At 72.8% G+C, this 26,849-nt stretch carries 22 protein-coding genes and 1 pseudogene; 9 read left to right on the forward strand and 14 right to left on the reverse strand.

Annotated features, from left to right (window positions below):
* Window positions 1–17 precede the first annotated feature (17 nt).
* From FDM97_RS22030 to FDM97_RS22050, 5 genes are read right to left on the reverse strand one after another with little or no spacing between them, the layout of a single operon-like run.
* Window positions 18–908 carry a glycosyltransferase family 2 protein gene (locus FDM97_RS22030; protein ID WP_137992225.1) on the reverse strand — a complete coding sequence of 297 codons (891 nt, stop codon included), beginning with the start codon at window positions 906–908 and terminating at the stop codon, window positions 18–20.
* Between the two features lie 8 nt (window positions 909–916).
* A complete protein-coding gene (locus tag FDM97_RS22035; protein WP_137992226.1) occupies window positions 917–1,696 on the reverse strand; it encodes a CDP-alcohol phosphatidyltransferase family protein in 780 nt (259 codons plus the stop codon).
* Window positions 1,674–2,735, reverse strand: a complete 1,062-nt coding sequence (locus FDM97_RS22040; RefSeq protein ID WP_137992227.1) for an iron-containing alcohol dehydrogenase family protein — start codon at window positions 2,733–2,735, stop codon at window positions 1,674–1,676. Before FDM97_RS22040 ends, FDM97_RS22035 begins: the two co-directional genes overlap by 23 nt.
* Window positions 2,723–3,460: a phosphocholine cytidylyltransferase family protein gene (locus tag FDM97_RS22045; RefSeq protein ID WP_137992228.1), complete on the reverse strand. Its 738-nt coding sequence runs from the start codon at window positions 3,458–3,460 to the stop codon at window positions 2,723–2,725. Before FDM97_RS22045 ends, FDM97_RS22040 begins: the two co-directional genes overlap by 13 nt.
* Window positions 3,457–5,277 carry a DUF5941 domain-containing protein gene (locus FDM97_RS22050; RefSeq protein ID WP_137992229.1) on the reverse strand — a complete coding sequence of 607 codons (1,821 nt, stop codon included), beginning with the start codon at window positions 5,275–5,277 and terminating at the stop codon, window positions 3,457–3,459. The genes FDM97_RS22045 and FDM97_RS22050 overlap by 4 nt, the downstream gene beginning before the upstream one ends.
* A 406-nt stretch (window positions 5,278–5,683) precedes the next feature.
* Between FDM97_RS22050 and FDM97_RS22055 the strand changes: the two genes are divergently transcribed.
* The 3 genes from FDM97_RS22055 to idi all read left to right on the forward strand — a co-directional run bounded on the left by FDM97_RS22055 (window position 5,684) and on the right by idi (window position 8,843).
* Window positions 5,684–6,625 carry a cation diffusion facilitator family transporter gene (locus FDM97_RS22055; protein WP_137992230.1) on the forward strand — a complete coding sequence of 314 codons (942 nt, stop codon included), beginning with the start codon at window positions 5,684–5,686 and terminating at the stop codon, window positions 6,623–6,625.
* Between the two features lie 204 nt (window positions 6,626–6,829).
* Entirely contained in the window at window positions 6,830–8,077 is a 1,248-nt protein-coding gene (locus FDM97_RS22060; protein WP_137992231.1) for a bifunctional class I SAM-dependent methyltransferase/N-acetyltransferase, read from the forward strand.
* Window positions 8,078–8,219: 142 nt separating this feature from the next.
* Window positions 8,220–8,843 carry an isopentenyl-diphosphate Delta-isomerase gene (idi, locus tag FDM97_RS22065; protein WP_137992232.1) on the forward strand — a complete coding sequence of 208 codons (624 nt, stop codon included), beginning with the start codon at window positions 8,220–8,222 and terminating at the stop codon, window positions 8,841–8,843.
* A 70-nt stretch (window positions 8,844–8,913) separates the two neighbouring features.
* Here the strand turns inward: idi and FDM97_RS22070 are convergent.
* Window positions 8,914–9,357, reverse strand: a pseudogene (locus tag FDM97_RS22070) (ATP-binding protein); the annotation flags it as partial.
* 344 nt (window positions 9,358–9,701) lie between these two features.
* Between FDM97_RS22070 and FDM97_RS22075 the strand changes: the two are divergent.
* On the forward strand, window positions 9,702–10,454 hold the full coding sequence (locus FDM97_RS22075) for an enoyl-CoA hydratase/isomerase family protein (protein WP_137992234.1): 753 nt from the start codon (window positions 9,702–9,704) through the stop codon (window positions 10,452–10,454).
* Between the two features lie 18 nt (window positions 10,455–10,472).
* On the opposite strand, the gene FDM97_RS22080 is transcribed toward FDM97_RS22075, so the two are convergent.
* Together FDM97_RS22080 and FDM97_RS22085 are read right to left on the reverse strand one after the other, a co-directional pair.
* Complete coding sequence (locus FDM97_RS22080) at window positions 10,473–11,117, reverse strand: DJ-1/PfpI family protein (RefSeq protein ID WP_137992235.1); 645 nt, start codon at window positions 11,115–11,117, stop codon at window positions 10,473–10,475.
* Between the two features lie 9 nt (window positions 11,118–11,126).
* Window positions 11,127–12,098: a GlxA family transcriptional regulator gene (locus tag FDM97_RS22085; RefSeq protein ID WP_137992236.1), complete on the reverse strand. Its 972-nt coding sequence runs from the start codon at window positions 12,096–12,098 to the stop codon at window positions 11,127–11,129.
* A gap of 125 nt (window positions 12,099–12,223) precedes the next feature.
* Between FDM97_RS22085 and FDM97_RS22090 the strand changes: the two genes are divergently transcribed.
* Together FDM97_RS22090 and FDM97_RS22095 are read left to right on the forward strand one after the other, a co-directional pair.
* Window positions 12,224–13,087 (forward strand): SCO6745 family protein, encoded by an 864-nt coding sequence (locus FDM97_RS22090; protein WP_137992237.1) that lies wholly within the window; start codon window positions 12,224–12,226, stop codon window positions 13,085–13,087.
* Between the two features lie 141 nt (window positions 13,088–13,228).
* Window positions 13,229–15,607, forward strand: coding sequence for a Tex family protein (locus FDM97_RS22095; protein ID WP_137992238.1), 2,379 nt, complete (start codon window positions 13,229–13,231; stop codon window positions 15,605–15,607).
* Between the two features lie 311 nt (window positions 15,608–15,918).
* On the opposite strand, the gene FDM97_RS22100 is transcribed toward FDM97_RS22095, so the two are convergent.
* The 6 genes from FDM97_RS22100 to FDM97_RS22125 form a co-directional block, all read right to left on the reverse strand.
* Entirely contained in the window at window positions 15,919–16,326 is a 408-nt protein-coding gene (locus tag FDM97_RS22100; RefSeq protein WP_137992239.1) for a hypothetical protein, read from the reverse strand.
* Complete coding sequence (locus FDM97_RS22105; RefSeq protein ID WP_137992240.1) at window positions 16,323–17,057, reverse strand: 2-phosphosulfolactate phosphatase; 735 nt, start codon at window positions 17,055–17,057, stop codon at window positions 16,323–16,325. Before FDM97_RS22105 ends, FDM97_RS22100 begins: the two co-directional genes overlap by 4 nt.
* Window positions 17,057–18,694, reverse strand: a complete 1,638-nt coding sequence (locus FDM97_RS22110) for an ABC-F family ATP-binding cassette domain-containing protein (RefSeq protein ID WP_137992241.1) — start codon at window positions 18,692–18,694, stop codon at window positions 17,057–17,059. The genes FDM97_RS22105 and FDM97_RS22110 overlap by 1 nt, the downstream gene beginning before the upstream one ends.
* 214 nt (window positions 18,695–18,908) lie before the next feature.
* Window positions 18,909–19,214 carry a hypothetical protein gene (locus FDM97_RS22115; protein ID WP_137992242.1) on the reverse strand — a complete coding sequence of 102 codons (306 nt, stop codon included), beginning with the start codon at window positions 19,212–19,214 and terminating at the stop codon, window positions 18,909–18,911.
* Window positions 19,215–19,327: 113 nt separating this feature from the next.
* Window positions 19,328–20,638, reverse strand: a complete 1,311-nt coding sequence (locus tag FDM97_RS22120; RefSeq protein ID WP_137992243.1) for a M14 family metallopeptidase — start codon at window positions 20,636–20,638, stop codon at window positions 19,328–19,330.
* Window positions 20,635–22,653 carry a Xaa-Pro dipeptidyl-peptidase gene (locus tag FDM97_RS22125; RefSeq protein WP_137992244.1) on the reverse strand — a complete coding sequence of 673 codons (2,019 nt, stop codon included), beginning with the start codon at window positions 22,651–22,653 and terminating at the stop codon, window positions 20,635–20,637. The genes FDM97_RS22120 and FDM97_RS22125 overlap by 4 nt, the downstream gene beginning before the upstream one ends.
* A gap of 191 nt (window positions 22,654–22,844) precedes the next feature.
* Here FDM97_RS22125 and FDM97_RS22130 point away from each other — a divergent pair, with 191 nt between their 5' ends.
* From FDM97_RS22130 to FDM97_RS22140, 3 genes are all read left to right on the forward strand, one after another.
* Complete coding sequence (locus tag FDM97_RS22130) at window positions 22,845–24,389, forward strand: M1 family metallopeptidase (RefSeq protein WP_137992245.1); 1,545 nt, start codon at window positions 22,845–22,847, stop codon at window positions 24,387–24,389.
* Between the two features lie 136 nt (window positions 24,390–24,525).
* On the forward strand, window positions 24,526–25,512 hold the full coding sequence (locus FDM97_RS22135) for an ADP-ribosylation family protein (RefSeq protein WP_137992246.1): 987 nt from the start codon (window positions 24,526–24,528) through the stop codon (window positions 25,510–25,512).
* 113 nt (window positions 25,513–25,625) lie between these two features.
* Entirely contained in the window at window positions 25,626–26,651 is a 1,026-nt protein-coding gene (locus FDM97_RS22140; RefSeq protein ID WP_137992247.1) for a LacI family DNA-binding transcriptional regulator, read from the forward strand.
* Window positions 26,652–26,849 lie beyond the last annotated feature (198 nt).

Here is a 26,849-nt window from a genome sequence, read left to right on the forward strand (position 1 = left end):
AGTCGGGTACCACGGTGTCAGACGACGGGCGGGCGTCCCAGTCGGGTCAGCCGCCACACCGTACGCCATTTCATGGGCCGGCGCGGTCCGCAGGGCGTGGCCCAGCCTTCCCGGAATCCGCCGACCCACGCCTTGAGGGCGGGGACCGAGGGGCGCCGCGCGAGAGTCAGCAGCAGCCAGACGCCGAGATAGACGGGAACCAGGGGTGCGGGCAGGTTGCGCCGGGCCAGCCACACCCGGTTACGGGCCACGTTGAAGTGGTACGTCGCGTGCCGGGAGGGTGGCGTGGTGGGGTGGAGCAGCACCATGTCGGAACGGTAGTCGATCATCCAGTCGGCGTCGAGCGCCCGCCAGGCCAGATCGGTCTCCTCATGGGCGTAGAAGAACGCGTCCGGCAGGCCGCCGACTTCGTCGAGCACCCGGGTGCGGACGGCGTTGGCGCCGCCGAGGAACGTGGTCACGCGTGAGGACCGCATCGGGTCGGCCGCGCGCAGCCGCGGGACGTGCCGCCGCTGGGTGAGACCGGTCTCCGGGTCCGCGATCCGGAAGCTGATGATGCCCAGCCTCGGGTCGGCGGTGAACGCCTGGCGGACCAGCTCAGCGGTGTCCGTGTGGGCGAGCAGCCCGTCGTCGTCCAGGAAGAGCAGGGCGTCGACGGGACCGCAGGGGCCGCCGGGACCGAAGGCCTCGATGCCGACGTTGCGGCCGCCGGGGATGCCGAGGTTCTCGGGCAGGTCGATGGTGTGGACGCCGTCGGGCACCCCCGTCACGGGGGCGCCGTTGCCGACCACGACGACCTCGACCGGGTCGCCGTCCTGCTTGGCGACCGAGTCGAGGAGCGCGCGCAGGTCGTCGGGGCGGTTGCCCATGGTGATGATGACGGCGCCCAGCTTCATCGGCGTACTCACGCTTGTCCTCACTTCAGGCGGCTCGACGCCAGGATCGACACCAGGTGCAGCGCGGTCTGGAGCAGCGCGATGCCGGCGAGCACCGCGACACCGAGGCGCGTGAAGAAGAGGTCGCCCCTGGCCGCGTCCACGAACGCCAGGACCAGGATCAGCAGGGACGCCTCGATCCCGAGGATCAGCCGGTGGAACTTCAGCGCGGCGGCGGCCCTGCGGGCCAGCGCCATGCCGGACGAGCGGGGCTCGGAGGCGGCCTCCTTGACCGGCGGCAGCCCGCCCTGGTGCCGGGCGACGCCGACGAGGTCGGTCTCGGCCTTGATCAGGATCGCGCCGAGGGCGGCGAGGGTGGCGAGGAAGGCCCACAGCCAGTCGATGCGGCCCGAGCCCCACGGGTCGGCGGCGCGCAGACCCAGGCCGACGAGGACCGCCGCGTCGCACAGGTAGGCGCCGACCCGGTCGAGGTACACGCCACCCAGCGAGAACTGCTTCTTCCAGCGGGCCACCTCGCCGTCGACGCAGTCGAGCAGCAGGTAGAGCTGGACCGCGACCACACCGAGGACGGCACCCCAGATCCCCGGGATCAGCAGGGCCGGGGCGGCCAGGACTCCGCACACGGTCATCAGGTAGGTCAGCTGGTTGGGCGTGACCCGCGTGTGGACCAGGTGCCGGGTGATCCGCAGCGAGATCTCCCGCATGTACAGGCGGCCGGCCCAGTGCTCACCGCTGCGCCGGTCCTTCACACCCGCCGGGTGGACGACCGGACGGAGCTCAGCTACGGATGGTCTTGGCATAGTCGGCGTACGCGTCCCTGATCTGGTCGTCGGACAGGTCGAGGTGCTCGAGGATGGTGAAGCGGCCGGGCCGGGTCTGCGGGGCGAAGGACACCGCCTGGACGAACTCGTCCACGCTGAAGCCCATCTCCTCCGGCGTCACGGGCAGACCGTGGCGGCGCAGGGTCTCGACCATCCCGAGCGAGCCCTCCGCGGCACCGCGCAGGTGCATCGCGAAGGCCGCGCCGAGGCCGCACTGCTCGCCGTGGCTGGCCGCGCGCTGCGGGAAGAGCAGGTCGAAGGCGTGGCTGATCTCGTGGCAGGCGCCCGAGGAGGGGCGGCTGTCACCGCTGATCGACATGGCGATGCCGGACATCACCAGGCCCTCGGAGAGCGTGACGAGGAAGTCGTCGTCGCCCACGCCGCCGGGGTGGCGGAGCACCGCCTCGCCGGCGCTGCGGGCCATCGCCGCGGCCAGACCGTCGACCGGCTCGCCCGTCTCGCGGTGGGAGAGCTCCCAGTCGGCGATGGCGGAGAGGTTGGAGATCGCGTCGCCGATGCCGGAGCGGACGAAGCGCACCGGGGCGTCCCGGATCACGTCGAGGTCGATGACCAGCGCGATCGGGGTCGGCACACCGTAGGAGCCGCGCCCGTTGTCGTTGTCCAGGGTGGAGATCGGCGAGCAGATTCCGTCGTGCGACAGGTTCGTGGCGATGGCGACCAGCGGCAGCCCGACCCGGGCCGCCGCGTACTTGGTCACATCGATGATCTTGCCGCCGCCGAGGGCGACCACGGCGTCGTACCGCTTGCCGCGCATGGCGTCGGCGAGCTTGACGGCCGCGTCGATCGTGCCGCCCTCGACCGGGTACCAGTCGGCGCCCGGCAGCTCGGGGGCGAACTGGTCACGCAGCTTCAGGCCCGAGCCACCGCTGATCGCCACGGCGATCCGGCCGTTGCTGGAGATCCGCTGGTCCGCCAGGAGCGTGGAGAGGTCCTCCAGCGCTCCCCGGCGGATGTCGACGACGACCGGCGAGGGGATGAGCCGGGTCAGTACAGGCACGCGATGTCACGGCCCTTCGCCAGGTCGTCGTGGTTGTCGATCTCGACCCACTTGACGTCGCCGATGGGCGCCACGTCGATCGTGAAGCCGTCGTCGACGAGCTTCTGGTAGCCGTCCTCGTAGTAGAGGTCGGGGTCGCGCTCGAAGGTGGCCTTCAGGGCGTCGGCGAGCGCCTCCGCGGCCTCGGGCTCGATGAGGGTGACGCCGATGTACTCACCGGTGGCGGTCGCCGGGTCCATCAGCTTGGTGATCTTCCGGACACCCTTGCCGTCGGCGGTGATGACCTTCATCTCCTCGTCGGCGAGGTTCTTCACCGTGTCGAGGGCGAGGATGATCTTCTGGCCGTCGCCGCGGGCGGCGAGCAGCGTCTTCTCGACGGAGACGGGGTGGACGGTGTCGCCGTTGGCGAGGATCACACCGCGCCCCAGGACCTCACGGGCGCACCACAGGGAGTAGGCGTTGTTCCACTCCTCGGCCTTGTCGTTGTCGATCAGGGTGATCGAGACGCCGTACTTGGCCTCCAGGGCCTCCTTGCGGTCGTACACGGCCTCCTTGCGGTAGCCGACGACGATGGCGACCTCGGTGAGGCCGACCTCCGCGAAGTTCTTCAGCGTCAGGTCGAGGACGGTGGTGTCACCGTCGACAGGCACGAGGGCCTTCGGGAGCGTGTCGGTGTAGGGGCGCAGACGCCGTCCGGCACCGGCTGCCAGTACGAGGCCAATCATGCTGTTTCTCCTTCGTCGTGTACGGCGGGTGCTCCGGAGGACACCCAGAAACGGATGGACTCCACGAGCACCACGAGCGCGACGGCTGCCGCGAGGGCGCTGAGCGCCAGGGTGAAGTCGTTGCCGCGGCTCGCGAGCAGTGCGGCGAGGAGGGTCACCAGGAGCGTGCGCCCCTCGTGGCCTCCGATGGTGCGCACCAGCCAGGCGGGCGGCGCGCCGGTGCCGCCGCGAATGCGGTACACCGTGTCGTAGTGATGGTAGGCGACGGCCGCGACCAGCCCGAATGCGGCGGGGAGGGCCCCGGGGACGTCGGAGCGGGCGGCCAGGACGAGCACGGTGCCGTACTCGCCGGCGCGGAAGAGCGGCGGGAGCAGCCAGTCCAGCGGGCCCTTGAGGGGCTGGGAGACCGCGAGGCCGGACATGATCGTGTAGCCGACGGCGCCGACGGCCGCGACCCAGGGGTCGCCCTCGGCGAGGGCCGCGCCGAGCAGGGCGACGGCCGCCAGGGCTTTCACGAGGGGGGCGTACGAGAAGAAGCGGGTGTTCGGACCGCGGAGTCCGGCCACGGCCTCCCCGAGGGCTCCGGTGTCCGCCAGGTCCGCCAGGGCGTGGGCGGCGCGGTCCGTGCGCTTCGCCTTGCGGGTCAGTGAGCGCAGGACGCGGCCGGCCGTGGTGTAGCAGGCGCCGAACGCGCAGCCGATGATCAGCGCCCAGAAGACGATCCGGGGGTTCGTGACGGCGGTGAGCACCGCGATCATCGCCCAGCGTTCGCCGATCGGCAGGATGATCATCCGGCGGACCCAGACGGTCCAGCCGACGCTGTCGAGCCGGCTGGACAGGGCCGCGGTGGGACTCGTGTTGGCCGTGGCGTCGTGGTTGGCCTCGTTGAAGGAGAAGTCCACGACATGGCGGCAGGTCATGAGGACCATCGCGCCGAGCGCCAGGGCCCAGACGTCGTCGCCGTCGCGGGCGGCGCCGAGGGCGAGACCGGCGTAGAAGGAGTACTCCTTCGCGCGGTCGAAGGTGGCGTCGAGCCAGGCGCCCATCGTCGAGTACTGCAGCGAGTAGCGGGCGAGCTGCCCGTCGGTGCAGTCCAGGACGAAGGAGACCAGGAGCAGGACGCCGGCGGCGACGTACCCGCCGCGCTCGCCCGTGGCGGCGCAGCCGGCCGCGATCAGGGCGGTGAGCAGCGAGGCGGTGGTGACCTGGTTGGGGGTCAGTCCGCGCCGCGCGCACCAGCGGGCGATGTAGCGCGAGTACGGGCTGATGAAGAAGGTCGTGAAGAAGCCGTCGTGGGCCTTCACGGCGGAGCGGAGCCGTACGGCCTCGTCGTCGACGGCCGCGACGGCGGCGCGGGCCGCGTGGCGGGCCTCGGCGTCGGTCGGTACGGCGGCGACGAGCGTGGCGAGCTGGGGCCGGTGGACGGGAACGCCGTCGGCGTCGAGGGCGTCGGCGAGGGCGTCGGGCAGGCTCTCGTCCGCCGCCGGGGACGGCGCGGGCTCGGCGCCCGGCACCCCGGCGTACGCGTCGGTCAGCGCACGGGCCAGCGCCGGGCGGGCCTCGGGCTGCGCGGTGAGCGCACCGGGCGCGGCGGCCGCGGGGAAGCGGGGGTCGGTGAGAGCCAGGCGGAGCGCGTGGAGGTGTCCGACGAAGCGGGGGTCGACCACGGCGACCCGCTCACCTGCCGGTACGGCGGCGAGCAGCGAACCGGTGTCCTGCGGGCCGGAGGCGACCCTGACGTCGAAGCCCAGCGACCGCAGATCGCCGTCGAGCGACGATCCGGGTACCGGCGGACCGGTGAGGATGGCGGTCGACAGACGAACTCACTCCTTGGAGCTGACGGGCGGGCCGACGGGACCCAGGGCACGGCCCCGCGCACGGCGGCTCGGCCCGGCATCGGGCGGCGGCACGTCGGCTGAGGCTATCGGATGAACGGAAGCGGGAGTTCACCGAGGCTTTGCGGTCAGGACTCCCCCGGGCCCACTCACATCCGCGCGAGTACGCCCCGTCCCGCGGAGATCATCATGGGCGATCGACCTCCCGCCCCACAAACCGCGTTCCGCGGCCCCTCCGGGCGCCTGCCGCCCGCCGTCCCGATCTGCACGCATCACCGCAGGTCAGACGATATGACAACGGTGTTCAGTCCCGTGTTGCAGATACCCCCCACCCGTAGTTCACTTGCGAGCCGGGGCACGGATACGAGACAACGGGGAGGCCTTTGTCATGGGGGCTGGACACGACCACGGACACAGTCACGGCGGACCGCCGCCCACGGGGACCGCGGCCGCGGCCCACCGGGGACGGCTGCGGATCGCGCTCGGGATCACACTGTCCGTGATGGTGGTCGAGATCGTCGGTGGCATCGTCGCCGACTCGCTCGCGCTGATCGCCGACGCGGCCCACATGGCGACCGACGCGGTCGGCCTGGCGATGGCCCTGCTGGCGATCCACTTCGCCAACCGTCCGCCCACGGAGAACCGCACCTACGGCTTCGCGCGCGCAGAGATCCTCGCCGCGCTGGCCAACTGTCTGCTGCTGCTCGGCGTCGGCACCTATGTCCTGTACGAGGCGATCCAGCGGTTCATCGAGCCGGCCGAGACCAGGGGCGGTCTGACCGTCGTGTTCGCGCTGATCGGTCTGGTCGCCAACATGATCTCCCTCTCGCTGCTCGTCCGCGGCCAGAAGGAGAGCCTCAACGTGCGCGGCGCCTATCTGGAGGTGCTCGCGGACGCGCTCGGCTCGGTGACGGTCCTGGTCTCGGCCGGCATCATCCTGGCCACCGGCTGGCAGTACGCCGACCCGATCGCCTCGATCCTGATCGGCCTGATGATCGTGCCGCGCACGGTCAAGCTGCTGCGCGAGACCCTGGACGTGCTTCTGGAGTCGGCGCCGAAGGGGGTCGACATGGCGGAGGTCCGGGCGCACATCCTGGCGCTGCCGGGCGTCGAGGACGTCCACGATCTGCACGCCTGGACGATCACCTCCGGGATGCCGGTGCTCTCCGCGCACGTGGTCGTGGACCAGGCCGCCCTGGACGCGGTGGGGCACGAGAAGATGCTGCACGACCTCCAGGGGTGCCTGGGCTCCCACTTCGACGTGGAGCACTGCACGTTCCAGCTGGAGCCGGCCGGTCATGCCGAGCACGAGGCGAAGCTCTGCCTGTGACCCCGCGGCCCTGCTACGGTTGATCGTCAAGCGTGAGGTGAGAGAGGAGCTGAGGTTGATGACCGTCGCGATGGAGGCTGCCCAGTGCGGCAGCGCCCGGTCCGGCTTCAGCTCCCGGGTTTCCGGCTGACCTGATCCCCCGGTTCCTCGGAACCGGTTCGTCACGTCGTCGGCCGGGGCCCTCTCACACAAGGGTTTCCCACGTTGTCCGACAACGCTCTGCACACCGCTTTCTTCGCCCTGCACCACGGTCTTCCGCGGCAGGGTCCCGGCTCCGACTCCACCACCCGTCGTCTGCTCGCGCTCTGCGGACCGCTCCCCGAGCGGCCGCGCGTCCTCGACCTCGGCTGCGGGCCCGGCCGCTCCGCGCTGCTCCTGGCCGCCGAGGCCGGGGCGGAGGTGACGGCGGTGGATCTGCACGAGCCGTTCCTCGATGAGCTGCGGCGCGCCGCCGACGCCCGCGGGCTCGGCGACTCGATCCGTACGCTCGACGCCGACATGGGTGAACTCCCGTTCCCTGACGGATCCTTCGATCTCGTCTGGGCCGAGAGTTCGGCCTACAACCTCGGCTTCGACACCGCGCTGCGCGAGTGGCGCCGGCTGCTGTCCCCCGGAGGCACCCTCGTGCTCACCGAGTGCGAGTGGACGGTGGACGAGCCGAGCCCGGAGGCCCGCGCCTTCTGGGACCGGCACTACACACTCCGTACGACCGCCGGGAACACCGCGGCGGCGGTCGAGGGCGGCTATCACGTCCTCGGGGTCGTCCACCAGCCCGAGAGCGACTGGGACGAGTACTACCGCCCGCTCGCCGACCGGGCGGACGCCGCGGACCCTGCCGCCCCGGGCATGGCCGAGACGCTCGCCTCGACCCGCGAGGAGCTCGCGATGCGCCGCGACCACGGCGGCGAGTACGGCTACACCGGCTACGTCCTGCGGCCCGCCGACACCCGGTGGCGTACGCGGGAGGAGACGGCCGCCGACATTCCCCGCGTACGGGAGATCAACGCGGCGGCCTTCGCCACGGCGGAGGAGGCCGCGCTGGTCGACGCCCTGCGGGAGGACGCCGGCGCGTGGCTGCCCGGTCTCTCGTACGTCGCCGAGGCGGCCGACGGCACGGTGGCGGCGTACGCGCTCGTGACTCGCTGCCACGTCGGCGGTGTTCCGGTGGCGGCGCTCGCTCCGGTCGCCGTCGATCCGGCGTACCAGCGGCGCGGGGCCGGGCAGGCCGTCGTCCGGGCCGTGCTCGACGCGGCGCGGCTGCGCGGAGAGCGACTCGTCCTGGTGCTCGGCCACCCGGAGTACTACCCGAGGTTCGGCTTCGTACGGGCGTCGCGGCACGGGATCAGGCCAGGTTTCGAGGTGCCCGACGAGGCCATGATGGCGCTTGTCCTGGACGGTTCCGGCCCCGTTCCCCGGGGCATGATCCACTATCCGGCGGCCTTCGGCGTCTGACGCGCGCCCGCTCCCGCCGCACCGGGTGTACTCCGGTGCGGTGGGAGCGGGCCACGTCCGGGCTCCGAAGTACGGACAAGCCGCTTTTGTACGGCAGACTGAGGGTGCCCCACCGGGCCGAGGACCGAAGCGAAGGATGGGTATGCCGACCACATCAGCCACCGCGGCACACAGCTCGCCGAACGGAGTCTCCGCGAACGGCGTCGCCGCCACCGGCGTCCCGGCGTCGATCATGCTCGAGCTGGTCGACGAGGACGGCAACACCATCGGTACGGCCGAGAAGCTCGCGGCGCACCAGGCCCCGGGGCAGTTGCACCGGGCGTTCTCCGTCTTCCTCTTCGACGAGTCGGGCCGGCTGCTGCTGCAGCGCCGCGCGCTCGGCAAGTACCACTCCCCCGGCGTGTGGTCGAACACCTGCTGCGGTCACCCCTACCCGGGCGAGGCGCCGTTCGCGGCCGCCGCCCGGCGCACGTACGAGGAGCTGGGCATCTCGCCCTCGCTGCTCGCCGAGGCGGGCACCGTCCGCTACAACCACCCGGACCCGGACTCGGGCCTGGTGGAGCAGGAGTACAACCACCTGTTCGTCGGGATGGTCCAGGCCGACCTGCGGCCGGATCCGGAGGAGGTCGAGGAGACCGCCTTCGTGACGGCGCAGGAGCTGGAGGAGCGGCACGCGAACGCGCCGTTCTCCGCCTGGTTCATGACGGTCCTGGACGCGGCGCGTCCGGCCGTCAGGGAGCTGACGGGTCCGTCCGGGGGCTGGTGATCCCGGGCTCGACCCGGGGCCCGGCAGCCAGGCCGGGCCCCGGCGCCCCTCCGGGCCCCGGAACCAGCGGGGCGAGGGGCAGCGCGGCCCAGATGATCTTGCCGCCGCTTGCGGTGTGCTCCACGTCGCACGCCCCGCCCGCCTCCAGCGCGATCTCCCGCACGAGCAGCAGCCCGCGGCCGCCCGTCTGCGCGTAGTCCGCCTCCAGCGCCTTGGGGCGGTACGGGTGGTTGTCCTCGACGGACACCCGGACCCACTCCGGGCCGATCGCCACCTCCACGGCCACTTCCGGGGAGAGCAGCGCCGCGTGTTTGACGGTGTTGGTGACCAGCTCCGAGACGATCAGGAGCAGGCCCTGGACCGTGTCCTCGTGGACCGGTACTCCTTGACGGATCAGCAGGTCGCGTACGGCGTGCCGGGCCTGCGGAACGGAGACGTCGACCGCGGGAGCGGTGAAGCGCCAGACCCCTTCGTAGGACGGTGGCCGTGCGGGGACGCTCCCGCGGCTCTCCATAGTCCGGCTCCCACCCTCGTGCTCGATTGTCGCCACGAGCCGAGTGTTGGTAATCCGTAGGTCCGGACCGGCCTACTGACCAGAAGTCGACGCTTATCGACCGTCTTCTGATCGGGTGGGTATGCCAACGTCAGTTGTTCGACTGCTCCTGATCTTCTTCTGACTCCTTCGGAGGGACAGTCGGCGGTGTGACCATACTGACGATCTGCCGGCCCCGATGCCGATCGCGATCAGGCCGAGGAGCAGTCCGAAGGGAGTCGTCGTGGGAATCCCGGGCCATGCGCGCCTCCTCCTCGGCCCCCTTCTTGATCGTGCGTTCGGGGTCCCCGGATAGCATCCGGCGCATGGAGCCCAACGAGCCGCACCTGAAGGTCGCCGTCGACGGCGCGGTCGCCACCGTCGTCATCTCGAACCCGGCCAAGCGCAACGCGATGACGGCCGCGATGTGGCGGTCCCTGCCCGGGCTGCTCGCACCGCTCGCCACCGACCCCGGGGTCCGCGCGCTGGTCCTCACGGGCGACGGCGGGACCTTCTGCGCCGGCGCGGACATCTCGACGCTGCGGGAGCCGGGCGACGAACAGCAGTCGCTGGCCGTACGGGCCGAGGAGGCGCTCGCCGCCTTCCCCAAGCCGACGCTCGCCGCCGTCCGCGGTTACTGCGTGGGCGGCGGCAGCCAGCTCGCCGCGGCCTGCGACCTGAGGTTCGCGGAGGAGGGTGCGCTGTTCGGCGTCACCCCGTCGAAGCTCGGCATCGTCTACCCGTCCTCCTCGACCCGGCGACTGGCCTCGCTGGTCGGGCCCTCGGCCGCCAAGTACCTGCTCTTCTCCGGCGAGTTGATCGACAGCGAGCGAGCGCTGCGCACCGGCCTGGTCGACGAGCTCCTCCCGGCCGGCGAACTGGACAAGCGGGTGGGCGAGTTCACCCGCGTCCTGGTCTCGCGCTCGCAGCTGACCCAGGCCGCGGCCAAGGAGTTCGCGGACGGGCGCACCGACCGGGACGCGTACTGGGCGGAGCAGGCGCGGGGCAGCGGCGACACGGCGGAGGGGGTCGCCGCCTTCCTGGAGCGGCGCGCGCCCCGCTTCACGTACGGGATCTGATCCGGTACGCCGGGCGGGTCAGCCCTGCGGCGCGAGGACCTTCTCGGCGCGGCCGCGCCAGCGCGCCACGAGCTCGGCAGGGGCCTTCTCCGGTGAACCCGCGTCGTAGGGCGGCTGCGGGTCGTACTCGGTCAGCAGCTGGACCGTCCGCGCCGTCTCGTCGCCGGCGATCCGGCCGATCAGGTGCAGCGCCATGTCGATGCCGGAGGAGACCCCGGCGGCGGTGACGTACTTGCCGTCGAACACGACCCGCTCCCCCGTGGGTTCGGCGCCCACCGCCCTCAGCTCCTCCAGGGCGAGCCAGTGGCTGGTGGCCGGACGGCCGGTGAGGAGTCCCGCGCCGCCCAGGATCAGGGAGCCGGTGCAGACGGAGGTGGTCCAGGTGCTGGTGGCGTCGGCGCCCCGGAGCCAGGCGAGGATCTCGGGGTCGTGCATGGCCTCGCGCGAGCCCGGGCCGCCGGGGACCAGGACGATGTCCGGGTCCGGCACGTCGGCGAGGGTCCGGTCGGCGACGAGGGCGAGGCTGCCGCGGTCGCCCCGTACGGGACCGGCCTCCTTGGCGACGAAGACGGTCTCGGCCCCGGGGAGACGGGCGAGCAGCTCGTAGGGGCCGACGGCGTCGAGGGTGGTGAAACGGTCGTAGAGCAGGACGGCGATCTGCATGGGTTCCTCTCAGCGGGCGGGATGTACGGGAGCGTGGAAGCGGCGGCGGTAGTCCGCCGGGGTCGTGTCCAGCGTCTTGACGAAGGCCCGGCGCATCGCCTCGGAGGTGCCGTAGCCGGCCGCCCGCGCGACCTCCTGGACCCCGTCGGTGGTCTCCTCCAGGAGCCTGCGCGCGTGTTCGAGCCGGACCTGGTCCACGTACCGGCCCGGGGTCGTGCCGGTCTCCGCCTGGAACGCGCGGGCGAAGTGACGGGGTGAGAGGCGGGCACGGGCGGCGAGCGCGTCGACGGAGAGGTCCCCGTCGGGGTGCTCGGTGATCCAGTGCTGGAGGTCGCGCAGCGGGGCGCGGCGCGCCGTCTGAGCCGCGAGCTGGGCGCTGAACTGCGCCTGGTTGCCGGGACGGCGCAGAAAGACGACCAGGTTGCGGGCGACGGTGAGGGCGGCGTCGCGGCCCAGGTCCTCCTCCACCAGGGCGAGCGCGAGGTCGATGCCCGCGGTGACGCCGGCGGAGGTGGAGACGCGTCCGTCGCGGACGAAGATCGGGTCCGGTTCCACCCGGACCTCGGGGTGGCGGCGGGCCAGGTGGTCGCAGACCGCCCAGTGGGTGGTGGCCCGGTGGCCGTCGAGGAGTCCGGCCTCGGCGAGCAGCAGGGCGCCCGTGCAGACGGCGACCAGGCGTTCGGCGCGGGGTGCGTTCTCGCGCAGCCAGTCGATGAGCCGAGGGTCGGGCTTCCGGGTGCCCTCGCCTCCGGGGACGAGCAGGGTGTGCGGGCGGTCCGCGCCGTCGAGCGTCGTGTCGGGAATCATCCGCAGGCCGCCGTTGTGGGTGCGGACCGGACCGCCGTCGAGCGAGGCGGTCCTGATCGGATAGGCGCCGCTCCCGCCGAGCCGGCCGGCGCCGGCGAACACCTCCACCGGTCCGGTGACATCCAGGCTCTGCACGCCGTCGAAGAGGACGACGAGCACGGGTCGCTTCGTCATGGGCTCCATCCTTCGCCGGGCGTGGGGCGGCCGCAATGACGAAGACCCCACCTTTCCTGCCATCGGAGACGTGGAGCGGACCCTGGCCTTCCCGTCGTACCGACCAGTCGGTAACGTGCGGTTCCATGACCTCTCTGCCGCCCCGCGCGGGCCGCCGCTGCCACCACGTCGTCAACCCGGTGCACTCCACGGTGTACTTCTCACCGGACCTGGAGAGCGAGTTCAAGGCCCTCGGCTTCGAGGACCCTTCGGCCATGCGGCTCGCCGCGCGCAGCGCCGCGATGGGGGCCGTCGGCGCCGGCACCGTCGCCGCGACCTTCTACAACTACAACGTCGAGCTGCTCGCCCGGCACCTGCCGGCCGTCTGGGACATCGCCTCGCCCGCCGAGGTGCTGGCCGCCCGGCTGCGGGCCGTGGACACCACCCTGCGCCGGCTCCTCGGTGAGGAGGCGGTCGCCTCCGCCGAGATGGCCGAGGCCGCCGAGCTCGCCCTGCGCGCCACCGAGGCGTGCACCCGGCACGCGCGCCCGCTCTACTCGGCCCACGCCGACCTGCCCGTGCCCGAGGAGCCGCATCTGCGGTACTGGCACGCCGCCACGCTGCTGCGCGAGCACCGGGGCGACGGCCACCTGGTGGCACTGCTGAGCGCCGGTCTCGACCCGCTGGAGGCGCTGGTCAGCCACACCGCGACGGGCCTGGGCATGAGCCCGCGCTGGGTCCTGGGCAGCCGGGGCTGGCGACGCGCCGACTGGGAGGCCGCGGTCGGGCGGCTGCGGGCGCGCGGGCTGCTGGACGCGGCGGGCGAGCTGACGCCCGAGGGCATCGCCCTGCGCGACGCCGTGGAGGAGCACACGGACCGCCTGGACTCCGCCCCCTACGAGCACCTGGGCGCGGCCGGGGTCGAGCGCCTGACGGAGCTGGGCAAGGCCTTCCGGAACGCGGCCTTCCTCGCCGGGGCGTTCCCCGCGGACCTCACCGGGAAGGGCTGAGAAGGCGAGGCGGGCGCGGGCCGGACGCGGGTCGGGCGCGGGCCGGACGCGGCCCGCGGTGGGGCGTGTGCGGCATTCCGGTGAGGGACCCGGCACAATGCAGTCGCAAGCTTGAGGCACGAGAAGGCGAGTCGGGACACCGTGACGACGTCCATCGAAGGCAGGATCGCCGAGGAACTCGGCGTACGCGAGCGACAGGTGAGGGCGGCCGTCGAGCTGCTCGACGGCGGCTCGACCGTGCCGTTCATCGCGCGCTACCGCAAGGAAGCGACCGAGATGCTCGACGACGCGCAGCTGCGCACGCTCGAGGAACGGCTGCGCTATCTGCGGGAGCTGGAGGACCGGCGGAGCGCCATCCTCGACTCGGTGCGGGAGCAGGGCAAGCTGACGGCCGAGGTCGAGGCCCAGCTGCGGGCCGCCGACACGAAGGCCCGTCTGGAGGACATCTATCTGCCCTTCAAGCCCAAGCGCCGCACCAAGGCGCAGATCGCCCGCGAGGCCGGTCTGGAGCCGCTGGCGGAGGGCCTGCTCGCGGATCCCTCCGTGGAGCCCGCGGCCGCCGCCGCGGCCTTCGTGGACGCGGACAAGGGTGTCGCGGACGCGGCCGCGGCGCTGGAGGGCGCCCGCGCGATCCTCACCGAGAAGTTCTCCGAGGACGCCGACCTCATCGGCGAGCTGCGCGAGCGGATGTGGGGCCGGGGCCGGCTGGTGGCGAAGGTCCGCGAGGGCAAGGGCGACAGCAAGGAGGGGCCGGGCGCGAAGTTCGCCGACTACTTCGACTTCGCCGAGCCGTTCACCGCGCTCCCCTCGCACCGGATCCTCGCCATGCTGCGCGGCGAGAAGGAGGACGTCCTCACGCTGGAGCTGGAGCCCGAGGAGCCTTCCGAGGCTCCCGGCCCGTCCTCGTACGAGGGGATGGTCGCCTCGCGCTTCGGCGTGGCCGAGCGGGGGCGCCCCGGCGACAAGTGGCTGCTCGACACGGTCCGCTGGGCCTGGCGGACCCGGATCCTGGTCCACCTCGGGATCGACCTGCGGCTGCGGCTTCGGACGGCGGCCGAGGACGAGGCGGTACGGGTCTTCGCGGCGAACCTGCGCGACCTGCTGCTCGCCGCCCCGGCCGGGACACGGGCGACGCTGGGGCTCGACCCCGGTTTCCGTACGGGTGTGAAGGTCGCCGTGGTCGACGCGACGGGCAAGGTCGTGGCCACCGACACGATCTACCCGCACGTCCCGGCGAACAAGTGGGACGAGTCGCTGGCGCAGCTGGCGCGGCTCGCGAAGCAGCACGGGGTCGAGCTGGTCGCCATCGGCAACGGCACCGCCTCGCGCGAGACGGACAAGCTGGCGGGTGAACTCATCGCCAAGCACCCGGAGTTGAACCTCACCAAGGTGATGGTGTCGGAGGCCGGCGCCTCGGTGTACTCGGCGTCCGCGTTCGCCTCGCAGGAACTGCCGGACCTGGACGTGTCGTTGCGCGGCGCGGTCTCGATCGCGCGCCGGCTGCAGGACCCGCTCGCGGAGCTGGTGAAGATCGACCCGAAGTCGATCGGTGTGGGCCAGTACCAGCACGACCTGTCCGAGGTGAAGCTCTCGCGTTCGCTGGACGCGGTCGTCGAGGACTGTGTGAACGGTGTCGGTGTCGACGTCAACACCGCCTCCGCGCCGCTGCTTTCGCGGGTGTCGGGCATCGGCGCGGGCCTGGCGGAGAACATCGTGGCGCACCGGGACGCCAACGGTCCCTTCCGGTCGCGGAAGGCGCTGAAGGACGTGGCACGGCTCGGCCCGAAGGCGTACGAGCAGTGTGCGGGCTTCCTGCGGATCCGGGGCGGCGACGACCCGCTGGACGCGTCCTCGGTGCACCCGGAGGCGTACCCGGTGGTGCGGCGGATGGTGAAGACGACGGGCGGCGAGGTCGCGTCCCTGATCGGCAACACGGGTGTGCTGCGGTCGCTGCGGGCCGACGACTTCGTGGACGAGACCTTCGGTCTGCCGACGGTGAGCGACATCCTGCGCGAGCTGGAGAAGCCGGGGCGTGACCCACGGCCGGCGTTCAAGACGGCCACCTTCAAGGAGGGCGTCGAGAAGATCGGCGACCTGGTGTCGGGGATGGTCCTGGAGGGCGTCGTCACGAACGTGGCCGCGTTCGGGGCGTTCGTGGACATCGGTGTGCACCAGGACGGTCTCGTGCACGTCTCGGCGATGTCGAAGAACTTCGTCAAGGACCCGCGCGAGGTGGTGAAGCCGGGCGACGTGGTCAAGGTGAAGGTCCTGGACGTGGACATCCCGCGCAAGCGGATCTCGCTGACGCTGCGGCTCGACGACGAGGCGACGGCGGACGCGGCGGGCGGGCCTGCCCCGAAGCGGGAGCGGCGCGAGCGCGGCGGCCGTCCGCCGCAGCAGCGCCGCGCCCAGCCCCAGGGCTCGGCCCCGGCCCCCGCGAACAGCGCGATGGCGGACGCGCTGCGCAAGGCGGGCCTGCTGAACGAGGGCGGCGGCGGCAAGCGACGCGGCGGCCGCTGACGCCGACGGGCCCGGCCTGACGGCCGGGCCCATTGCCCTTCCCACCCCCGCACCACCCGTGCGCGTGAGTGGACAGAGGCGCGGGCCCCCTGTGGGGTACCCCGCCGTCGGCTTGGACGGCCGACGCCCGCAGGGCTCGCGCCCGTCGCCGCGTCGGCCCGTCGCCGCGTCGGCCCGTCGCCGCGTCGGCCCGTCGCCGCGTCGGCGCGTCGGCGTGTCGGCGCGTCGGCGCGTCGCCGCTGTCCAGCGGACCAAGGGAGCTCCCCCAGGCCCGCAGGGCCTCGGGGACGCCCCGCGCCTGCCGGGCAGGCCTACGCGTTCGGGAGGAAGCGGAGGGCCCATTCCGCGCGGTTGGCGACCGTCAGGTCGTCGTCCTCCGTCAGGGGCTGGAGCAGGGCGCGGGAGCGATCCGGGTCGGACTGGACCAGTTCGACGATCTCGGCCGCCAGGGAGTCCTGGTCGTCGCCGAGGTCGACCGAGGAGGCCCGCAGCAGGGCCGGGAGCGTGTCCGGGCCGCCGATCGCGGCGAGCACGCCGCCGAGCAGCTCGCGGGCGTAGGCGTTCCGCTCGACGAGGGCGCGCTCCATTTCGGCCTGGAGCCGAGGGAGGAGAGCGGCGTCGCCGGAGGCGGCGATCTCGTCCGCCAGGTCGATCGTCTCGTCGACGTCGGCGTCGAGGTCGTCCAGCATCTCGGTCAGCCGGGTCAGCAGGTCGGTCATCGTGTCTCCTGGAATGCGCCGTCCCTCAGGACGGGGACCGTCTCCGAGGTGTCGGCCTCGGCGGCCACCGCCACGTCCTGCGGATAGCCGTACTCGTACAGTTCACGCCCTGAATCGCATCGGTGCAGCACCGCGGCGGGGTCGTCCGTCGCCTCCCACAGCGTGGCCGCCGCCCTCGCCTCCGGGGTGAGGGCGTACGGCCCCAGGGCCGCCAGCGCCGACAGCACGGCGCCCGCGCCCAGCAGGTCCTCCAGGGCAGGCCGCAGGGAGCCGTCCGGCCACCGTTCGCCCGCGGCGATGACGGTCAGGGGCCGTGACGCGGAGCCGTAGCCGTGCCGCGACAGCCAGCGGGCGACCGCCGTGCGGTTGCGGAGCGAGGCGGCGACCACGGTCGCCTGCGCCTCGACCGCCTCGGCGGAGATCGTGGAGCCGTTCGGGGACGGCAGGACCAGGCGCGGGGTCGGCGGGGCCGCGCGCAGGGCGGCCGGGGAGAGCGTCCACGGGGACTCCGGCGAGGCCTCGCTCCGCCCGACGGCCAGCTCCGCGCCCCTCTCGTCCGCGTAGGCGCGCGCGGTCGCGTCGCGCCACCGGTACGGGTGGACGGCGGTACCGGACTCCACGGCGACGCCGACCGAGGTCGTGAACGACAGGACGTCGACGACCACCAGGCACGCCGCCTCCCGGGCGAGGACCGCCGCCTCCGTCGGGCCCCAGCCGAAGGTGACACCCATCAGAGTTCGGTCACCTTGCCCGCCGCGACCTCCAGGCGGCGGGTCGTGCGGACCGCGTCCAGCATGCGCCGGTCGTGGGTGACCAGGAGCAGCGTGCCGTTGTACGAGTCGAGGGCGGACTCCAGCTGCTCGATGGCCACCAGGTCCAGGTGGTTGGTCGGCTCGTCGAGGACCAGCAGGTTCACCCCGCGGCCCTGGAGCAGGGCCAGCGCGGCGCGGGTGCGCTCGCCCGGGGAGAGGGTCGTGGCCGGGCGCAGCACGTGCTCGGCCTTGAGACCGAACTTCGCGAGGAGGGTCCGTACCTCCGCGGGCTCGGTCTCGGGGACCGCCGCGCAGAAGGCGTCGAGCAGCGACTCGGAGCCGTGGAAGAGCTTGCGGGCCTGGTCGACCTCGCCGACCACCACACCCGAACCGAGCATCGTGGCTCCCGCGTCGAGCGGGAGCCGGCCGAGGAGGGCGGCGAGCAGGGTCGACTTGCCGGCGCCGTTCGCGCCGGTGATGGCGACCCGGTCGGCCCAGTCGATCTGGACCGTGGCGGGCCCGAAACGGAAGTCGCCGCGCCGGATCTCCGCCTCGCGCAGGGTCGCGACGACCGAGCCGGAGCGGGGGGCGGCGGCGATCTCCATCCGCAGCTCCCACTCCTTGCGGGGCTCGTCGACGACGTCGAGCCGTTCGATCATGCGCTGCGTCTGGCGGGCCTTCGCGGCCTGCTTCTCGCTCGCCTCGCCGCGCAGCTTCCGGCCGATCTTGTCGTTGTCGGTCGCCTTGCGGCGGGCGTTGCGCACGCCCTTGTCCATCCAGTTGCGCTGCATCAGGGCCCGGCCTTCGAGGGCGGCCTTCTTGTCGGCGTACTCCTCGTAGTCCTCGCGGGCGTGGCGACGGGCGGTGTCCCGCTCCTCCAGGTACGCCTCGTAGCCGCCGCCGTACAGCGTGATCTGCTGCTGGGCGAGGTCGAGTTCGAGGACCTTGGTGACGGTGCGGGTGAGGAACTCGCGGTCGTGGCTGATGACGACGGTCCCGGCCCGCAGCCCCTTCACGAAGGATTCGAGCCGTTCGAGACCGTCGAGGTCGAGGTCGTTGGTGGGCTCGTCGAGGAGGAAGACGTCGTAGCGGGAGAGGAGGAGGGAGGCGAGTCCGGCGCGGGCGGCCTGACCGCCGGAGAGGGAGGTCATCGGCTGGTCGAGGCCGACGGTGAGGCCGAGCGAGTCGGCGACCTCCGCGGCGCGCTCGTCGAGGTCGGCGCCGCCGAGGTCCAGCCAGCGTTCCAGACTGACGGCGTACGCGTCGTCGGCGCCGGGCGCCCCGTCGACCAGGCCCTGGGTCGCCTCGTCCATGGCGGCCTGGGCGGCGGCCACGCCCGTACGGCGGGCCAGGAACGCGCGCACCGTCTCGCCCTCGCGCCGCTCCGGCTCCTGCGGGAGGTGGCCGACGGTGGCGGTGGGCGGGGAGAGCTTCAGCTCTCCCTCCTCGGGGGTGTCGAGTCCGGCGAGCAGCCGCAGCAGGGTCGACTTGCCGGCGCCGTTGACGCCGACGAGGCCGATGACGTCGCCGGGGGCGACGACGAGGTCGAGGCCGGCGAAGAGGGAGCGTTCGCCGTGGCCGGCGGCGAGGTCCTTGGCGACGAGGGTTGCAGTCATCAGGAGATGAATCCTAGGTCAGGACCGCCGGCGCCCCTTCCCCCGGCGGACCTGGGATGCGTGCCCGCCCCCTGGTCGGCCCGTCCGCGTACGGTCCGGTCGTGGGTGACGACGTGATCGTGGTGGGCGGCGGGGTCACCGGGCTGACAGCCGGGGCTCCGGCCCGATCCGCGGATCGGGCCGGAGTCCGGCGGAAGCCCGACCGTGGGGGAGGTCAGTTCCAGGGCTTGTGCGAGTTGTCCGCGTCGATGCAGTTGCGGATCCGGCGGTCGATCGCGTCGGCCTGCGCGCGGGCCTTGCGGGCCTCGGCCGTGGCGCCGAGGCGCTGCAGCTTGTTGGCCTTCGCGCGGAGATCGGCCGACTGCCGGCGCATCTTGTCGATCTCGCAGACGATCTTGGTGCCGCCGGCCGCGCTGGCGGGCGTGGCGGTCACCGTCTGCCCGAACAGCAGGCCCCCGGCCAGCAGCGTCGTGGCGGTGAGGGCGGTCAGGGTGCGGCGCAGAGGCGTCGCGTACATCATGGTGTCTCCAACTTCCGAGCCGTGGGGGCCCGTTCACGGGTATGGTCAGTACCGGCCGGTAACCCTAACCCAGAACGATCAACGCCTCGCACCCGACGTGCCGGTGGCGGAGGTCAGCAGACCTCCACGGGCCGGCCGGTGGTGAGCCGATAGGCCGCCCTGGCGTCGAGCAGCAGCGTGACGAGCGCGCGCTGGGACTGCCGCAGAGGGACGAAGACCCCGTCGCCGTCCGGCCGGACCGTGATCCCGTGCAGGGCCAGCTCGTCGCCGAACTCGGCGTACTGCGCGGCGTCCAGGCGGTAGCCGCAGGGCGGGTCCTGGATGATCTCCGCGGGCTCGGCCGGGTCGTTGTCGGCGCCGCCGAGCAGGACCGGACCGCGGTCGGCGAAGCCGGTGCGGCGGGCGAGGGCCGTGGCCGCCGCGAGCTGCCCGCGCCGCTCGTCGACGTAGGCGAAAAGACCTCGCAGCGCGGTGAGTTGGGAGGTCACGCGGCGTCGCTGGTTGCGGGCCTCGTCGTCCTTGTCGGCGTCGGTCAATGCCTCGACGCGGGTCTCGACGAGCAGGCCGACGGAGTGCTTGACGCCGGCCGTGTTGCGCAGGATCCGCTCCTGGCCGTCGCCGGCGACCTGCCTGACGGGCTTCCCTGTGAGGGGGTCGGTCCAGATGCCGTAGATGCCGCTGCTGAAGCCGGCGGCGCCCGCGGCCGGCCGGACGTAGGACTCCGACAGGGTGTGGGCCTCGTCGTGGACCCGGGCGTCGGTGTTGAGGTTGCGGGGCCAGAGCGCGAGCAGGTCCTTGTCGTAGTGCGGCGAGGTCCCGCCGTACTCGTGCAGGTCGTAGACCACGTCCGGGCGCCGGTCGCGGATGAGCCCGGCCAGCGCGCGGCCCTCGGCGGTCTTCAGGGCGATGTGGTCGCGGTTGACGTCGACGCCCTCGCCGTTGCCCCGGGTGTCGGCCTCCCGCCCGTCCGGGTTGGCGGAGGGAACGACGAGGACGGTGGTACGGGAGAGGAAGCGGAGCGTGTCCTGGTCCCGGGCGTACGCCAGGTCCCGCACGGTGGTCAGGCAGGCCTCGCGGCCCGACGGCTCGTCACCGTGCTGGCTGCAGACGAGCAGCACGGTGGTGGCGGCGGTCCCCGGGCCCACCGTGGCGAGGCGGAGCGGCCGGCCCTGCCTCGTCGTGCCGATGGTGCGTACCGCGACCCGGTCGCTGCCCCGGTCGACGGCGGCCAGGAAGGCCGTCTCCTCCGCCTCCGTCGTCCAGTGGGCGCCGTGGCTCCGCTCGAAGCCCGTCCGCGGGGGCGGCGCCGAGGCCGCGCTGTCGGCGGCCTCGGCGGGGACGGCGACCAGCGGCAGGCCGAGGGCGGCGACGCCCGCCACGAGGGCGAGCGTGCGCCGGGAGGGGCGGCCGGGTGTACGCGTCATCGAAGGCTCCCGGGGATCGGGTGGTCCGAGCGCGGCTGCCCGACGCCCGTGAGAGTCTGTCCCGTCGGCGCCGCCGGGCGCGCCACGCCCGGGCCGGTCGTCGCCCGTACGAAGGCATCGGCCCCGCCGACCAGGGCAAGCCGCGCCGACGTACGGGCCAGGTCGAGGGTGATCGTCGGCCTGGTCGACGGAGGATCGAGGAGATCCTTGTCCGTGCCGCCGACGATCAGCGCGAGCCGGTGGCCGGCCGGCACGACATGGTCGGTGGCGGCCAGCTTCAGCGTGATCGTGTACGCCGTGCCGGGGGTCAGCGGCCGGCCCTTCCTCGGGTCGGCCCAGGTCCCGAGATCCGCCCAGCCGCGGCTGACGACGGTGTAGTCGACGTCCGCCGTGCGGGCCTTGGTCTCCTTGAAGCAGGCGCTGTCGCCGCTCGTGCTCGCGCCCCAGCAGCTCCGCTCGGTGAGGGTGGTGATGCCCTCGCCGGCTGCCGCGTAGTCCCGGATGGTGTCCGGCCCGAGGTCGACGAGTACGGCGGTCAGATGCGCCGTCGCGGTTGTCGAGGTGGCGGTCACGGTCACCCGGGAGGATCCGGAGATCCGCAGGTCACGGGTGAGCGGCCGGGTGACGAACCCGGCCTTGGCGGGTGTCGTCTCGTCGATCCGCGCGGCCCAGTCGGTCTCGCCCAGGCCCGGGTCGTCGGTGAAGGTCTCCGTGGCGCCGGGTGCGGCGGGGGCGCGGCCGAGAGTGCCGACGCCGGGCGCGGCACCCGTGCCGGGCCGCAGGGTGGTGGGCTCGGTGGTGGTCGGCGGCCAGACCCGGTCGGTGGTCCAGCGGTCCGGGGCACGCTCGATGTCGGCCATCGGCTCACGGTCGATGCCGTTGTCGTAGCCGAGCAGGTAGTGGTCGAACCAGCGGTGCAGGGTGCGGACCCAGTCGGCGCGCCGGAAGTCGAAGGGGTCGACGTGGCCGGTCTGGGAGAGCCAGATCTTGCGCTCGACGCCCTGGGCGGCTGGGGTTCCCCCTACGTCAGTAAGGGGAGCGTCCCACCACTGGCCGAACTGGTTGGCGCGGACGTTGAGGTCCTGCTGCCCGTGCACGACGAAGACGCTGGCCTTCACCTTCCCGGCGTCCGGCACGTGGTTCCGCTCGCTCCAGGCAGGGGTCCAGTCGCCGCTGTACGGGGTGGTGGCCCTGATGCGCTCCTGGACGGCGCCGCAACGGGCCTTCGCCTCGGGGCTGTTGACATAGCTGGAGAGCCAGGTGGGGTTGGCGTCGTAGAGCGGGGCGCCCTGGGAGTGGAAGTAGTCGTACCAGGAGGAGATCGCGCCGATCGGCACGATCGTCTCAAGACCGTCGACCCCGGTGGCGGCCACGCCGTTGGCGACGGTGCCGTCCCAGCTCTTGCCGATCATGCCGACCTTGCCGGTGGACCAGGTGGTGGCCCGGGCCCGTTCGGATCCGGTACGGGTGGTCCAGCCGCGCGCCCGGCCGTTCAGCCAGTCGACGACGGCCTTGGCGGACTGGACGTCGGAGCGGCCGCCCACGTCGTCGCAGCCGTCGGAGCGGCTGGTGCCGGCGAGGTCGACGGCGACGAACGCGTAGCCGCGCGGGACGAAGTAGTTGTCGTAGAAGAGCGGGAACTGGACGGGGTTCCCGGCGGCGTCATAGGTCTTCTTCTGGCCTTCGTTGCCCCGCCCGCAGCAGGCGTAATAGGGGCTTGCGTCCATGATGACCGGGATCTTCCGGCCGGCGGCGGCGCTCTCGCGCGGCCGGACGATGTCGACGGCGACCCGGTCGGTGCGGCCGTCGCCGTCGCCGTCGAGTCCGGTGTCCACCCAGACGGACTCGCGGATCGCGTCGGCGTAGGAGTGGACGGGCTGCGACTCCCCTGGCCCGGCGTCCGCTCGGGCGCCGGTGGGCGAGACGAGCGCGGTCATCAGGGCGGCCGTGGCGGCCGCCACCAGGGTTCTGCACGACAGACGGACTCTGCGGGTTCTCCGCACAGGTATCGGCATGGGGCGGAACGTACCCCGGTCAACTCCCGAGCAAAAGAGTGCAGTCGGGGGCCGGATGGTTCATGACGGCCGAATGGCGATCGTGTGACGGGAGGGCCCATGGACATGACGGTGCGCCGGGGGCCTGAATAGTGTCGCCACGGACCGACGACCACCCGTGCGTCTGACGCTTCTTCACGTTTGGAGCCCCTGTGCACCGCAGATTCCTCGTTCCGAGCGCTCTCGCGGCCTCCGTCCTGCTGGCGATCCCGGCATCAGCGGCCGACTACGTTCCGGGCGCCCCGGGCATCGGAGATCCGTACTACCCGGCCAGCGGAAACGGCGGATACGACGTCTCCCACTACGACCTGCGGCTGAAGTACCAGCCGGCCACGGACGTCCTGGAGGGTACGGCGACGATCCTCGCCACCACCACGCAGAACCTCTCGCGCTTCAACCTCGACCTCGGGCTGAAGGCCGGCGAGGTGCGGGTGAACGGCAGGAAGGCGGCGTTCACCACGTCGGGCGAGCAGGAGCTGGAGATCACGCCGGCCGTCCCGCTGGAGAAGGGCCGTACGGTCTCGGTCGTCGTGCGGTACGCGGGCAAGCCCTCCGAGGTGAGGATCGGCGGCTGGACCGCCTGGCACCGTACGCCGGACGGCGGTGTCGCCGCCCAGGAGCCGGACTCGGCCGCCTGGTGGTTCCCGTCCAACGACCACCCCTTGGACAAGGCCACGTTCGACGTCTCCGTCTCCGTGCCGGACGGGACGCAGGCGATCAGCAACGGCGTGCTGCAGTCGCAGTCCTCGCGGCTCGGCTGGACCCGCTACAACTGGCGTTCCAACAAGCCCCAGGCGACGTATCTGGCCACGCTCGCGGTCGGAAAGTTCGACATCACCACCGGCACGACGGCGAACGGCCTTCCGGTCCTCAACGCGTACAGCAAGGATCTCGGCGACAACGCGGGCGCGGCGCGGGCCTCGATCGAGCGCACGGCCGAGGTCGCGGAGTGGCTGGAGGGTGTCTTCGGGCCGTATCCGTTCAACGCGCTGGGCGGCTACGTCCCCAACGTGACCAGCGGGTACGCGCTGGAGACGCAGACCCGGCCGTTCTACAGCCCGCGGCAGTTCAACAACGGGGCGAACGTGTCGGTGGTCGTCCACGAGCTGGCGCACCAGTGGTACGGCGACAGCGTCTCGGTCGACAACTGGAAGGACATCTGGGTCAACGAGGGCTTCGCCCGCTACAGCCAGTGGCTGTGGTCGGAGAAGGAGGGCGAGGGCACGGCCCAGGAGCTCGCGGACTATGTGTACGCCACCCGCGCCGCCGAGGACCCGTTCTGGACGGTCAAGCCCGGCGACCCGGGCCCGGACAACCAGTTCCACATCGCCGTGTACGACCGGGGCGCGCTGGCGCTCCAGGCGCTGCGCAACGAGATCGGCGACGAGGACTTCTTCGCCGTCCTGAAGGGCTGGCCGACGGAGTTCGCGTACGGCAATGCACAGGTCGGCGACTTCGTGGCGTACGCGGAGCGGGTCTCGGGCAAGCCGCTCGCCGCGCTCTTCGACACCTGGCTCTACCAGCCGGTGAAGCCGGCCGTCCCGGCCGCCGCGGAGGCGGGGGTGGCCGCGAGGTCGGCGGCCGCCACCCCTGAGTCGGAGTCGGTGCCGGTGCCGGTGCCGGTGCAGCCGAGGTCGTGGAAGAAGATCGCGGAGACGAACACGATCCACGAACACGGGGGTCACGACGAGCACTGAGACCGCGGGTAGGCCCCGCCACCGTCCGAGGGGCGGTGGCGGGGCACGCCCGCCCGTGGACCGTGGACCGTGGGCCGTGGGCCATGGGTAGGCTCGCCCGCTGTACGGATCCGGACGGCGGGGGTGGACGGTGGCAGTGGCGGCGGAGACGGAGCGGTACGGAGACCCGGCGGTGCGGGAGGCCGTAGCCCAGCGGATCGGCGCCGAGTGGGGGCTCGAACTGCCCGGCTCCTTCTTCCGGTTCCTGGACTTCCTGGCCGTGCTCGGCCCCGCCGAGCAGCGGGCGCTGCGCGACCTGGATCTCGCGCCGTACGGCGTCATGGACCTCTTCGCGGATCCTTCGGCGCGTCCCCGTGAGGGTCTCGACATCCGGGTGCACGGGCGGTACTACCGCGACCCGCCGGAGTTCCTGACCTTTCTGCACGGCGGTTCCGACGGGCTCCACTTCGGGCTCTGGTCCGACGACGGGCGCACCTGCGACGGCGTGGCGTCGTACCACTCCCACGACGGTGGTGAGATCGAGCGGCGCCACCGCACCCCGCTGGAGGCCGTCCGGGCGCGGATCGAGGCAGCGGAGCGTGACCTCGCGGACTACGCGGCCGACGGGGACGCGTACGAGGCCGAGCGGCGCGTGGACCTGGGGCGGCTGCGCGATGCCCTGACCAGGATCGAGACCGGCGAGCGTACGGAGACGGGGCTCGCCTGGTCCCAGGCGTACGCGTACCCGCGCCCGGCCGTCGACACCGACCGGATCACGACCCTGGACGGTGCGGGCGCCCTGGTCTCCGGGGCCACGGCGCTGGACCGTCCCCCGCTGGGCGCCGCCGGCGCGTACCGCTTCGCCACGTTCATGGAAGAGCTCTTCGACGACGCGCAGGCCGTACGGGCAGCCCGCGACGAGGCCCTTCGGCGGGCCGCGGCGGGCGATCCGGCGGAGGCGCTGGTGCTCGGGCGGGACCTGCACCGCGCCTCGTACGGCCGGGCGGAGCACGAGGAGTACGCGCGCGAACTCCTGGCCGTGGCCTACCGGGATCTCGGCCGCCCCGCTCTCGCGAAGATCGCCGAGGCCCATCACCGCCACCGCGCGCTGCGGGACGTCGACGTGCTGCGACCGGCGCGCTGAGCGGCGAGGACGGACGGGAGAGCGCTTTCCCGGGACGGTCCCGCCGATCGCGCCACCGGTTACCCTCGACGCTGTCAGCACCGTCGTGTCACCGTGTCCGTGGGGAGCCAGCCTTGAGCGAGTCGACGACCGGGACGCGCCCGACCCTGGAAGCCGTCGCCGCGCGCGCCGGGGTGTCCCGGGCGACGGTGTCCCGTGTCGTCAACGGCGGGGCCGGGGTGCGCGAGGCCCTGGCGGAGAAGGTGCGCAAGGCCGTCGAGGAGCTCGGTTACATCCCCAACCACGCCGCGCGGACGCTGGTGACGCGGCGCAACGGCGCCGTCGCCGTGATCATCGCCGAGCCCGAGTTCCGGATCTTCTCCGACCCGTTCTTCGAGCAGCAGGTGCGCGGGATCAGCCGCGAACTCACGGCGCACGACGCCCAGTTGGTGCTGCTCTGGGTGGAGGGGCCGGGCGATCACGAGCGGATCGCCCGCTATCTCGGGGGCGGCCATGTCGACGGGGCCCTGGCTTTCTCGCTCCACAACGACGACCAGCTGCCCGAGATCGTACGGCGCGTCCAGGTGCCCACGGTCTTCGGCGGCCGCCCGGGGTGGACGGGCCCCCAGGGCGAGCCGCCGGTCCCGTACGTCGACTGCGACAACCGCGGCGGCGCCCGCGCCGCCGTGCGCCATCTGCGCTCGCTCGGCCGCCGGAACATCGCGCACATCACGGGGCCGCGCGACCAGACATCCGCGCTCGACCGGCTCGACGGCTACCGGGACGAACTGCCGGACGCCGGGCCCGACCTGGTGGCCGAGGGCGCGTTCACGCAGGAGAGCGGGGCGCGGGCGATGGCCGAACTCCTGCGCCGCCGCCCCGATCTGGACGCCGTGTTCGCCGCCAACGACCTGATGGCCTCGGGCGCGCTGGGCGTGCTGCGCGAGCACGGCCGGCGGGTGCCCGAGGACGTGGCGCTCGTCGGCTTCGACGACATGCTGCCGGTGGCCGAAGCGACCGATCCCCCGCTCACGACGGTCCGTCAGGACATCGAGGGCATGGGCCGGTTGATGGTACGGCTCCTCATGCGCACCCTCGACGGCGAAGGCGCCGAACCGGTGATCACCGGCACCGAGCTGGTCCGCCGCGCCTCGGCCTGACGACGCGCGGTGTCCGGAGCCCGGAGCCGGAGCCGGAGCCGGAGCCCGGTCCGGCTCCCGTGGCCCTGCCCCGGAGCCCGCGTAAGGCTCCTGAAGCAGGGGCGCAACTTCGGCCCCGTATCCAGCTGTTTCGCGTTCGACTCTTGACGGGAACCTCGACCGGGAGGCACGCTCCTGACGCATTCTTGAGAGCGCTCT

The sequence above is a fragment of the Streptomyces vilmorinianum genome (assembly GCF_005517195.1).
In the GTDB taxonomy this organism is placed as follows: Bacteria; Actinomycetota; Actinomycetes; order Streptomycetales; family Streptomycetaceae; genus Streptomyces; species Streptomyces vilmorinianum.